Origin of the sequence: Streptomyces sp. NPDC001222, assembly GCF_042896945.1 — a bacterium.
GTDB classification, from domain to species: Bacteria; Actinomycetota; Actinomycetes; order Streptomycetales; family Streptomycetaceae; genus Streptomyces; species Streptomyces gibsoniae.
Genome location: NZ_JBIAXT010000071.1, coordinates 1 through 11,346 on the forward strand (window position 1 = coordinate 1; position 11,346 = coordinate 11,346).

Genomic DNA, 11,346 nt, shown 5'->3' on the forward strand with positions numbered 1-11,346 from the left:
GCCATGTCCGTCCGTCCCGGCTGGTCAAGGCTCCAGGGCTGGGCCTCGGCCAGCCTGTCACATCACGGACTTACACGATCTTTCAGACACGCTCCCTGCTCCGGCACCGGCGGCGTGAACGGGGTCTGCCAAACGTCTTACAGTCTCCGTGAACGTGTCGGCACCAAGATCAAACCCGCGTGTTGATTTCCGGCAAGCTCCTAAGCGAGGCGGTCTACGACGACCATCGCCACATCGTCTGCCAGGGAGCCCTCGGTGTGACGGATCAGTTGCTGGTGCAGGTGTTCCAGGAATTCCTGGGGGGTACGGGCGTGCACCGTTTCCATGACGTCTGGCAGGGCGAAGAAGTCGTTGTGGCGGTTGCGGGCCTCGATTACACCGTCGGTGTACAGCAGCAGACGGTCACCGGGTAGGAACGGATGGCTTTCGGGTTTGACGGGATGAGGGGGGATGAGGTCTTCCAGTCCGAAGGGTGGCAGTGGGCAGGTGGGCATCAGGGCATGAACCCTGCCCTGGTGGAGGACCAGGGCGGGTGGATGGCCGCGGTTGACCAGTTGCATCGTGGGTTCGTGCGGCAGTACCTGGGCTATGAGCGCGGTGGTGAATCCCTCCGTCAGGGCTTCCTGGTCGAACGCACCCGGCACGGCGGCCTCCCGTTGCAGTGCAGCCGCGCAGTGGTTCACGACCTCCACCAGGTCACCCTCGTAGTGCGCGACCTCCCGGAAGGCGCCCAACACCGCCGCGACCGCTCGTACGGCATTCAGCCCTTTGCCTCGGACGTCCCCCACGATGATTCGGACGCCGTATGGGGTCTGCACGGCTTCGTACAGATCACCGCCAACCTGTGCCTCCGCCTCAGCCGCAAGGCACAGGCTGGCCGCCCGCACCGGGCCCAGCCTGGCGGGGACAGGCCGCAGGATGACCTCCTGCGCCGTCACGGCGATCCGTCGGACCTGGTCCAGTTCGATCCTCCTGCGTGTGGCAATGACACTGCTGGCCATGACACTGGCCACGGACACCAGGGCAATGGCCAGCAGGTTGGTGTAGACCTGTTGGGTACCCCAGGCGTTGTTGTAGGTGGCGGTGGTCACGCTGACAGCCAAAGCAAAGACGGCCGCCGACGTGGTGCCCTTGGGGCCCATGGTCACCGCGGCCAGCGCCGGCGTTGCGGTGAGGACAGGGCCGGTGTACAGAAAGTGCGCCGGCGACAGCTCAATTCCCACGACGAACAGAGCGAGCACGAAGGGCACGCACTGCGCAAGGGTGCAAAGGAACCCCCTGTGATCGCACGCTCGCAACTCAGAGTGCGAACGGAGAAACCAACGCATAGGTACAGCCTGCCTCGCTGGCCTTCGCCGCGCACCGAGGCTGCTCGCCCCGCTGCGACCGTCCTCGGCCCATCGAGCCCGATTTCGCCCCCCAGTGAGCACTCTCCGTGAAGTGGCCGTGTCGGCGGCGGTCCCCACGGGCGACGCCTTCTTCGCCCGTCAACGGCATGCCGCCCTCTGCGCGATCGCTGTCGGGTCGGCCGTGTTGCACGGGTCCGGCTACGGTGAAGCAGCCGAGCCCTAATTCCTCCCTGCGGGCGAGCATGTCCGCCGCCTCCACCGCCTGGAAGGCGCACGTCCAACGAGCCTGCCGTGCGGTGCGGGGTGCAGCCGACCCCGGGGGATGCGCTGCGGCTGGGGCTCTGCTTCGAGGTGTCGCGGCGGGCGCAGTCGGGCCATGCCGTGGGGGCCCGCGCTCGACGCCCTGGGACCGCTGCGGGGGGGATGCCGGATCCCGGCCGCTCCTTCCGGGAAGCGGAGCTTGCCGGAAGGAGCGGGTACGAACAGTGACATAATGGTGACAAGATGGATGCCGTGCGGTGTCTGCCCCCTCTCGTTTGGCAAAGAGAGGTCTTGGGGACTCGGTCCGCCCTGTCGGGTGCGGGATGGTGCGCTGTCGGGGGAGGACGGCTGGATGCGGCAGGCGAGCGTGCTCGATGTCGGGTGCCACAGCGCTTTCCTCACAGTTGTGCAGTGGCGACCGGGTGCGGAACCGGAGCCTGTCTTCTCGTACAAGGTGCGGCTGCGGCTGCACGAGGCACTCGACCGGCAAGGGCGCCTGGGCAGCGCCGGGGTTAAGAGTGTGCAGCGGGCTGTGGCCGAAGCGATCGGTGCGGACCTGCGCCTGCGTCCGCGAGAGCTCTTCGCATTTGCCACGTCCGTAATCAGGGATGCCCCCAATCGCGACGAGGTCATCGCACGTGTGGCCTTCTCGACCGGTACATGGCTGCGGGTGCTGCCCGGCGAGGAGGAAGCGCGACTGGCCTACGTGGCCGCACGCCAGTGGGCGGGGTGCGCGGGAGGGCCCTTGTTGGTACTGGACATCGGCGGTGGCACCGTGGAGGTCGCCGCAGGGACGGGTGATCAGCCCCGCGTGGTGCGTTCACTGCCGCTGGGCGCACGAACGATCACGCGCAATTGGCTCCCCGGCGGCACGGTCACGTCCACGCAGAGCCTGACAGAGGTCCGGCAGCATCTGCGCCGATCCTTGAGCCAGGTGCCCGGTATGCCGCAGGCCGAGCGGGGGGAACGTGTTCTCGGCTGCTCCAAAACCTTCGAGCAGCTTGCCCGGCTCACCAACGCCCAGCGGAACAAGCCACGGCGAAGGCCACGACGGCTGACGTTGCGTAAGCTACGCGCGGTGATTCCTCTGCTGGCCGGCGTCGACCCGGAGTGCCGTGCTGCGCTGGCGGGCATCTCGCGGCACCGCGCCGAGCAGTCCCTGGCGGGAGCGCTGGTCGCCGAGAGCCTCATGGAAGTGTGCGGTGCGGAGAGTGTTGAGATCTGCCCCTGGTCCACCCGGGAGGGGCTACTGCTTGAACATCTGGGCGTCATCGCCAGCCCAGTCCATCACCGACGTGCCAGCTGATCCCAGCAGACAAGGACCCCGGCGTCGTCACCGACCACCCACTGCCCGGCTTCGACACCAACACCCCTTTACACCGGCCACCGCCCCTGGGACCCCGGGCCCGAATCCGAGGCGACCGCCCAGGCCGACGCCAACCAGCCCGGGTCCGCGCCCAAGCCCACACCGGAACCGCAGGCCTCGGCCGAGCCCAAGACCACCCCGCCGCGGAGAGCGTCCGCCCTGTCGAGTCCGCCCAGGCCCGCTGGCGGGCCGTGAACGCCCCCACCTCGTTGCCCTTGTCCGCGCCGGAGCCCGCTTCGAACGCGGCCAGCCGCAGTAATCACTGTGGTGGGCCGTCGCTGCCCACGCCCGCGTGACGGGCGAGACGGGCGGCGAGTCCTGGACAAGCGGTCCCTGGCGGGGGCAAGGTGCCCCGGCTGGTGGCAACGACCTGCTTCGACAGTGTCCCCATCTGGACGTCCGACCGACGGTGTTCCTGGTGCAGAGCGCCCCGCTGTACGGAGTGATCGGTACCCCCTACCAGTACCGCAGTGGAGGACTCCAGGCGCTGCCCGCCACCGACCAGCCACTGCCCTACGGACATCCGGGACTGCACTGGTACCTCGCCTCACAGATGGTCCGCAGGCTCCGCGCCTACACCGTCATCAACTTGGACGACCTCCCCCACCCCTGACCCCGCAGCTCCCCAAGTCCCCGTCCCTTGCCTCAACGCTCCCCCGACGCAAAGGCAGGGACGGGCCCCCTGGTGCCGGGCCGCCCCGTCCCCTCCCCCACACGGCCCGGCACCAGGCCCCCACCACCAGCCACCCGACCGACGCCCGCACCCCACCAGGCCCCCGCACCTGCATGGTATTTCGAACGGTTTTCCCATGCCGGCCGCTGCGCCTGCCGCATCGCCGAGGATGCCGGTGGGCTGGCGCCCTCGGTCGGACCGCTCCCGGCACGGTGACACGTCGGCCGCGGCGCGCCCTGCAACGGTCCGTGCTCTGTCGGCCACCGGCTCAAGGGAGCGTCTCCACAGCCACATTGGCCCCATGCGTATCTGCTTCGGCGTTTCGGCCACACCGGGGTGCGGGGACGCCTCGACGGATCAACGGTCCATGGCGCTTACACGAGCCGTTCCTCGCTTGGCCTTGCGGATTTCACGCCGTCCGAAACACGTGTGTTCGAGGCGGCGGCCGGCTTCGTTGACCTCGATGTCGCCGCAGTACGTTCCTCGACACCGACCCGGAGGAGCCCCATTTGGCCTCGGCAGAAACCGCAAGCGACCAGGTCGGCAGCATCCCTCCACCGTTGCCCGCGGAGATCACATACAGCGGTGAGTACTCCGTCAACCCGCTCGGCCAGGCGTCGTTTGGCAAACTGAGCGCGCAGATCCCCGCGGTTCTGGGCCGCATCATCCGCATGGCCTGGTGCATCGACCGCCCGGCCGTCGTCTGGCTGCTGGCCTGCCCGGTGCTCACCGGTATCGCCGCCGCCGTACTGCTGGCGGCGACCGCCCGGGCCATGCGCCCCCTCCTGTCCGGAGGTACGGTCACCGACCGCCTTCATCAGGCTCTGCCGGCACTCGTGGTCGTCGGGATCGCCGCGGGCCTGGCCCGGACCGCCGGCGTCGTGGCGACCTATTGCGAACGGCGGATCACTCCGCGCCTGACCACCGAGACGGACACCGCGCTGGTGGAAGCGGTCTGCCGCGTCGAGTCCTGCGCGCACGCCGTCGACGGCTTTGCCGACCGTCAGGAGGCCGCGGAGATGGGGGTGATCCGCACCCAGGTCATGGTCACGGACGCCCAGCGGTTCTTGTCCGCCCTCATCAGGATGGTCACGGCCTCAGCAGCGATCTCCGTGCTCAATCCGCTGCTGCTGCCGCTGCTCTTGCTTGCCGTGCTCCCCGCCGGCGTCGGCGCCGTCCTCACCGCCCGCGTGGACTACGCCATCCACTACGCCAACATCGCCGACCGCAACGTGCGCGGCATGATGCGCTGGTGGTCCACGACCCCCAAGTACGGCGACGAGGTCCGCGCGAACTCGATGACCGACTATCTGATCTTCTGGTACCGGTCGCTGTCCCAGCGCTGTGATGCCCGCACCCTGGCCGCAGCCCCGCGCACCCTGCGCATCGGGCTGCTCTCCTCCCTGGCCGCCGGGATGTTCCTCCTCGCCACGTGGGGCGCGCCGGCGTGGCTGGCGGTGACGGGACGGATCGCGCTCGCGCTCGCTGCGACCGCTGTCGTCGCCGTGCAGACCACGCTGGCCGCCCTCTCCCAAGTGATCAGGGGCGGGGCCGCGCTCTTCCACACCAGCCTGTACCTGACCGACATGCAGACCCTCCTCGACGACGTCGCCGCCCGCGCACCCCAGCGCGGCCCGCTGCAGGTCAGCGGGCCGGTGGACGAGATCCGCCTGGAGGAGGTCGTCTACCAGTACCCGGGCAAGGACAAGCCGGCCGTCGCCGGTGTCTCTCTTACCCTGCGCCGCGGTGACATCCTCGCCATCGTCGGCGCCAACGGCTCCGGCAAGTCCACGCTCACACGCCTGATCACCGGGATCTACCTCGCCGACAAAGGCCGCGTCACCTGGAACGGCATGGACCTCGCAGATGTCGACCCGGCCACCGTGTGGCAGAAGACCGGGCTGGTCCCGCAACTGTTCGCGCAGTGGCCGCTGCGGGTGCGGGAGAACATCACCCTCGGACAGCCCCGCACCCACCACGACGACCCCGTCTGGGAAGCCGTCCACGCGGTCGGCATGCGCGAGGCCATCGACGACCTCCCACCGGCCTGGACACCCTCCTCGCCCGCGAGATCTTCGGCGGCGCGGAACTCTCCGGCGGCCAATGGCAGCGCATCGCCTGCTCCCGGGCCCTATACCGGCAGCCCGCCCTGCTGATCCTCGACGAGCCCACCTCCCAGATGGACCCCCGCGGCGAGCATCAGATCTTCGAACGCATCAAAGCCATTGCCGCCGACCGCATCACCATCGTCGTCACCCACCGCCTGGAGAACACCAAACTCGCCGACCACATCGTGGTCCTCGAGGAAGGCCGCATCACCGAACAAGGCCGCTACGACGACCGCGTCCACGCCGGCGGGACGTTCGCCGAACTCCTGGCCCTCTCCAGTGATCGCTGACCATCGATGCCGCGCCCACGGCGACCCGGAACTCGCCCTTGACACAGACTGCGCACCTGCGCGCCAACACCTTCCTTTGACCGCCCTCCGATCAGGCAAGGAGACGTACCCGTGGGATACACCACGTCCGAGAAGTGGGATACGCACTACGCGAACGGCAAGACCTTCCGGCCCCTCGACGACGCCGAGCGCCGACTGCTCGCCGAACACGCCCCAGCCCCGCAGGGCGGGCTCGCCCTCGACATCGGCTGCGGGCTGGGCGAACTCGCCCGCCACCTCGCCCACAGTGGCTACCAGGTCGACGCCATCGACTACGCCCCCTCCGCCCTCACCCAGGCCCATGCGCAGGACCCCACCCTCGCGGTGACGTACCGGCTGTTCGACATCGAGCGGGACAATTTCGACGACCTGCCCCATCCCGCCTACGACTTGATCACCTTCCGCCTCAGCTGGGCCTTCATCCGCGACCGCACCCGCACCATGAACCGGCTGCGCGAACGCCTACGCCCCGACGGTGTCCTCTGCGTGATCACGCCCGTCGCCGACGCCGTACCGAAGGACAAGCGTGACATCGCCCTTGACGAGGAGGAACTCGAACTGCTGCGTGCTGGCTGGACGGTTGCCGACCGCTACGACGCGGACGGCCTCGCCCTCGTCATCCTGCGCCACCCCGCCCTCCCCCCGGCCCAGGTAGCGTGCGCCGGCAAAAGGCGTCCCTCCCCACACGCCCTCACCGGTACCGGAGTCGCCGTCACCAACTCGGCGGGGCGGATCCTGCTGGGCTGGTCGACCCGCGGCGTCTGGGAACTGCCGGGCGGCAAGAACACAGCCGACGAGGACTTCCTCGACGCGGCCCTGCGAGAGCTCAAGGAGGAGACCGGCCTGAAGGCCGAACCCACCGACGCGCGGCTGCTCGCCATCCTGATGGACTCCACCCACGGCATCCCCCGCCTCACCGCCGCCGTCCGCATCACCACCTACACCGGCGAACCCACCGTCACCGAACCGCACCTGATCCACCGATGGGAGTGGCACGAGCCCACCGACCTACCCCACCTCGCCCAAGCGCTGTTCACCCCGAGCGCCCACGTCATCGACACCCTCTGGCCCGGCCTGCTGACCGGCCTCCCTCCCGTCCACCGCTACCCAATCACCACCGCCGAATCACCATGAACCCGGCCAACAGGCCGACGCCGCCACGAGCTGCGCGGCGCGCGTACCGTTCCTGGAAGACCTCATGGGAACCCAGGAGACCCGGGGTGGTCCACGTCAATATGGCCCACAGGTCGCGAAGCCGGTTCTCCACCGGCGTTCCGGTCAGCGCGACCCGCACCTGGCCGTTCAGCTCGCGGATGTGGCTGAACGTCTTCGATCTGGGGTTCTTGATGCGCTGGGCCTCGTCGGCCACGATCAGACCCCATTCGATCCGGGCGAGCCTCCAGTCGCTCAGAACTCCGTACGCGGTGACGACGATGGTTTCCGGCGTCAGGTCCCGAAGGGAACGGGAAGGCCCGTGGAAGCGCCGCACCGTGACGCCCGGGGCGAACCGCTCCACCTCTTTGATCCAGTTGTCCAGGACGATGCTGGGCCCGACCACCAGCGTCGGGCCCGTTGCCTCGCCGCAGGCCAGCCGGTGCAAATGCAGGGCGATGACTGTGATGGTCTTGCCCAGTCCCATGTCGTCGGCCAGACAGCCACCGAGTCCAAGGGAGCAGCGGTCCGCCAGCCACGCCAGGCCCCGTCTCTGGTGCACCCGCAGGGTGGCCACCAGGCCTGGAGGCTCTTCCAGTGCGGGCAGCAGCGGTTCCTGGGTCGCAAGGCGGGCTGCGGCGCCCATCGCGGTGCACGGCACGGACTCGCCGTCGACCACGAGCTCGCCCGCCGCTGCGGCTGCCAGTGCGTCACCCGGTTCCAGTTGCGTCGCCAACCGGCTTCTGGCCCTGCGGAGGATGGTGTCGTTGACCAGTGCCCACCCCTCGCGCAGGCGCACCAATGGTCTGCGCGACTCGGCGAGCTGGTCCATCTCCTCCTCGGTCAGCAGCTGGCCGTCGAGGGAGAAGCGCCAGTCGAAGGACTGCAGCAGACCGTCCACGATCGAGGAGCCGTCCGGGGCGTCCATCACGGCGACCGATTCCAACGACGCCCACTCGGCGGGCAGCAGGAGCGCGACACCGCGGCGGCGCAGCGCCTGTGCCGGACCGCGTGGCCGAAGCAACTCCTCGAGTTCCTGGGGAGTCAGGCGGGTCATAAAGTCGTCGTCGTTTGTGGTGAGCCGGTCGAGTGGCTCCCACAGATCTCCAAGCTCGGCGAGGACGGCGGCAACGGCTGCAAGGGGCCTCTTGCCGAAGAGCTCGTCCGACGTGGCGGGAAGGTCGGCGAGGTCGGCAGCATCCACGATCAGGGATGCGTCCTTGAGGCTTCGTACCTGGAGCACCAGGTCCACGGCACCGTCCTCGTGGAGCGGGTACGGGGTGTCCTCGCTGTGCTGGACGCGGAGTTCGAACCGGACTGCTGGGCCGGTATCCGCTGCGGCGGGGTGCGGTTTCGTTTCGGCGGCAGCGGGGAGCGAAGAATGGGGTGAGTCGGCCTGCTGGGCAGGGTTTTCGTTCGCCGCCGAGGCGAGCAGCGTGTCCACGACCGCGTCCATGAGGGACAACAGCACGTGCCGCGGATCGGGCAGACGCCAGGGCGGCCCGCCCGGCAGCGGATGAGCGTGAGCATGTGGCGGGAAGCTGGCCACTAGATGATCAATTCCAAGGGGTTAGTGATCGTAGGGGGTGAGCGAGCGGAGGGTGGCTTGTCCGGTGTGGTCGTTGTGCCAGATGGCGGCAGTCAGCGCGAGTATGCGTTGCGTGACACGGGCGATGACACCGCGGGGTGTGCGTCCTCGGTGCTCTTCGAGGTTGAGCTGTCCCTTGAATGTCTCGTTGACCGACTCGATGACCTGCCGGAGCGACTTGAACAGGGATCCGCCGGGCCGCTGCCGTTCGCCCTTGCGGGTTGGCCGTAGCAACTGGATGCCCTGCTGGGCCAGTTCGTCATCGAAGTCGCGGCCGAAATAGATCTTGTCGCCGATCAGAGTCTGGCCGGGCTGGGCGGCAACGAGGTGCGGTTCGGCTGCGAGCAGGTCCAGCAGGGTCTCGCGCTCGTCGGCCTTGGCCCCGATCAGGGCGAAGGCGACAGGTAGGCCCTGGAGGGTGCAAACCAGGTGCAGCCGCAGGCCCCAAAAGAACCGGCTGTGACTGGCGCAGTACCCGTACTCGGCCCATCCGGCCAGGTCGGAGCGTTTCACGGTCTCACGTGAGCGGCCGCACTCCACGGGTGTGGAATCCACGACCCACACATCGTCGGTCCACGCCGAGGTGCTGGTGGCGAGGATCCGGGTGACCTGGCGGAGCAACTCGGCGGCCTTCCGCAGCCGCTTGTTGTAGCCGGGTTGCTGCGGCAGGTACTGGAAGAGGTGCCGCAGGTGGGCCCGGGCATGCCGGAGCCACCTGGCTTCGGAGGTGAACCCCAGCATGGCCTGCATCATCGCAAGGGTGACCAGCTCGGCGTCGGTGAGCTGCGGCGCGATCCCCACCGTCGGCCGCCATGGCGCCAAGTCCGGACGCTCCTTCAGCAGATCGTCGGTCGTCACATAGAGTGCTGTCGCGAGGGTGTCCAGGTTGTTCGTCACATAACGATCTTGGGCGCCCTCGTTCTCCCCCTCACAAACAGCCCTTGGAAGATCTTCTACGGCGTCACGCGGGAGTTGCCCACTCCTCGCGAAGCATCCCGAAAAGCACGCGGTCGTAGCGCTCCCCCTCCACCAGCACCGCCGACCGGCGGCGGCCTTCCTCACGGAAGCCCAGCCTGGCGAAGGCGCGCATGGCGCGCTCGTTGCCGCTCCAGGTGTCCAGCTCCAGCCGGCTCAGGAAGTACGCGCCGAACAAGTGGCCCACGAGCAGCCGCAATGCGTCACTGCCATGGCCGCGACCCCAGAACTCTCGCTCGCCGATGGTGACTCCGAGCGTGGCCACTCCGGCGTACGGGTCCAGATCCCGATAGTCGGCCATGCCTATCACCCTTCCGCCTGCGAGATCCTCGACCGTGAACACGGCCGACTCTCTCGGGATCAGGCGCAGCATGGTGTCGAAGCCGAGCCCGATCGCCTCTGCTGAGACCGGTCCGAAACACGGATCGCCGGCCGCGGCCCAGCGCACCACTTCCGGGTCGTTGCGCCACCGAAGATGATGCTCCGCGTCCTCGGAGCGCAGCGCACGCAGCCTTACCAAGCTTCCTTCGAACATTGCGCAACCCTAATCGATCGCAGAACCGCTCAAGGCTGGCGATCCACGCTCGGACGTCCTCGGCACGTCTGCATCAACCAGGCCAGGCGATCGCACCGCCCCCTTGGAATTGATCATCTAGGCAATCCAGATCATCGCAGGTGGGAGAACCCTTCTTCTGTCGGGGCATCAGGTCACAGCCGTAGCTGAACACACGAGGTTGAGGAATTCCTTTCCGCAGCGCCGTCCGCGGGAAGCTAGTACGCGAGACATCAGCGCGTCGAGCAGGTTCCGTCGGGCAGTCACACCAGGATCAGGTGTCGAAAGAACCAATGGTGCGACGGACGTCGGTCACTGGTCTCGTATCGAACGTCGATAACCGCGAGTCACCGTCCGAAGGATGGACCGCCGCGCGAAAGCCTACCTTCCGGCATGCGCCTGCATGCGATCACTACACCACGTACAAAACTTTGTCACCTCAGCGGTCCTACGGTTTAACTGCTGGCGGATGCACGTCAGCGCACCTTCAGACGTAAAGGGCCGTGACAGGACATGATTCCCACCCGTGCTTTCTGGCTCGCCGGCCGCGCGGCCAGTGGTGAGACGACCTTGGCTATTAGCTCCCCCTGGACCGGGCAGCTCATCGGAAAGGTCAGTGTTCCCACCGACGAGCAGGTCGAGGAGGCGGTGGCGTCGGCATACGCCGTTCGCGATGAGTTCGCGGCTACGCCAGCATATGTGCGTGCCGCCGCGCTCGACCACGTGAGCAAGCGCCTCGTGGAGCGCCGCGAGGAGATCGCGCAGCTCATATCCGCGGAGAACGGAAAGCCGATCAAATGGGCTCGCGGCGAGGTCGGCCGTGCGGTGTCCGTGTTCAGGTTCGCCGCGGAGGAAGCGCGCCGCTTCAACAGTGGCGAGGCTCAGCGGCTGGACACTGGGGCCTCCCCCTGAGTGGTGGACACGCTGATACTGGATCTGCTTGATCCGGAGGAAGCGAGAACCCCGCCGATGGCGATGAAGGACTACTCGGA

7 protein-coding genes and 2 pseudogenes are annotated in these 11,346 nt (G+C 68.0%); 5 read left to right on the forward strand and 4 right to left on the reverse strand.

Annotated features, from left to right (window positions below; all coding sequences use genetic code 11):
• Positions 1 to 200 precede the first annotated feature (200 nt).
• Positions 201 to 1,250 carry a PP2C family protein-serine/threonine phosphatase gene (locus ACFY2Z_RS41105; RefSeq protein ID WP_390749111.1) on the reverse strand — a complete coding sequence of 350 codons (1,050 nt, stop codon included), beginning with the start codon at positions 1,248 to 1,250 and terminating at the stop codon, positions 201 to 203.
• A 712-nt stretch (positions 1,251 to 1,962) separates the two neighbouring features.
• On the opposite strand from ACFY2Z_RS41105, the gene ACFY2Z_RS41110 reads away from it, so the two are divergent.
• The 4 genes and pseudogenes from ACFY2Z_RS41110 to ACFY2Z_RS41125 all read left to right on the forward strand — a co-directional run bounded on the left by ACFY2Z_RS41110 (position 1,963) and on the right by ACFY2Z_RS41125 (position 7,220).
• Complete coding sequence (locus ACFY2Z_RS41110) at positions 1,963 to 2,916, forward strand: Ppx/GppA phosphatase family protein (protein WP_390749112.1); 954 nt, start codon at positions 1,963 to 1,965, stop codon at positions 2,914 to 2,916.
• Positions 2,917 to 3,394: 478 nt separating this feature from the next.
• On the forward strand, positions 3,395 to 3,589 hold the full coding sequence (locus ACFY2Z_RS41115) for a hypothetical protein (RefSeq protein ID WP_390749113.1): 195 nt from the start codon (positions 3,395 to 3,397) through the stop codon (positions 3,587 to 3,589).
• 569 nt (positions 3,590 to 4,158) lie between these two features.
• A pseudogene (locus ACFY2Z_RS41120) lies at positions 4,159 to 6,047 on the forward strand (ATP-binding cassette domain-containing protein).
• 111 nt (positions 6,048 to 6,158) lie between these two features.
• Positions 6,159 to 7,220 carry an NUDIX domain-containing protein gene (locus ACFY2Z_RS41125; RefSeq protein ID WP_390749114.1) on the forward strand — a complete coding sequence of 354 codons (1,062 nt, stop codon included), beginning with the start codon at positions 6,159 to 6,161 and terminating at the stop codon, positions 7,218 to 7,220.
• Here ACFY2Z_RS41125 and ACFY2Z_RS41130 read toward each other — a convergent pair.
• From ACFY2Z_RS41130 to ACFY2Z_RS41140, 3 genes are all read right to left on the reverse strand, one after another.
• The gene (locus ACFY2Z_RS41130; protein ID WP_390749115.1) at positions 7,198 to 8,709 is read right to left on the reverse strand and encodes a DEAD/DEAH box helicase; all 1,512 of its coding nucleotides are present in this window, start codon (positions 8,707 to 8,709) and stop codon (positions 7,198 to 7,200) included. The two genes, ACFY2Z_RS41125 and ACFY2Z_RS41130, sit on opposite strands and share 23 nt — an antisense overlap.
• 99 nt (positions 8,710 to 8,808) lie before the next feature.
• A complete protein-coding gene (locus ACFY2Z_RS41135; RefSeq protein WP_390749116.1) occupies positions 8,809 to 9,723 on the reverse strand; it encodes an IS982 family transposase in 915 nt (304 codons plus the stop codon).
• Positions 9,724 to 9,787: 64 nt separating this feature from the next.
• On the reverse strand, positions 9,788 to 10,336 hold the full coding sequence (locus ACFY2Z_RS41140; protein ID WP_390749117.1) for a GNAT family N-acetyltransferase: 549 nt from the start codon (positions 10,334 to 10,336) through the stop codon (positions 9,788 to 9,790).
• 531 nt (positions 10,337 to 10,867) lie between these two features.
• Between ACFY2Z_RS41140 and ACFY2Z_RS41145 the strand changes: the two are divergent.
• Positions 10,868 to 11,251 (forward strand): annotated as a pseudogene (locus ACFY2Z_RS41145) (aldehyde dehydrogenase family protein); the annotation flags it as partial.
• Positions 11,252 to 11,346 lie beyond the last annotated feature (95 nt).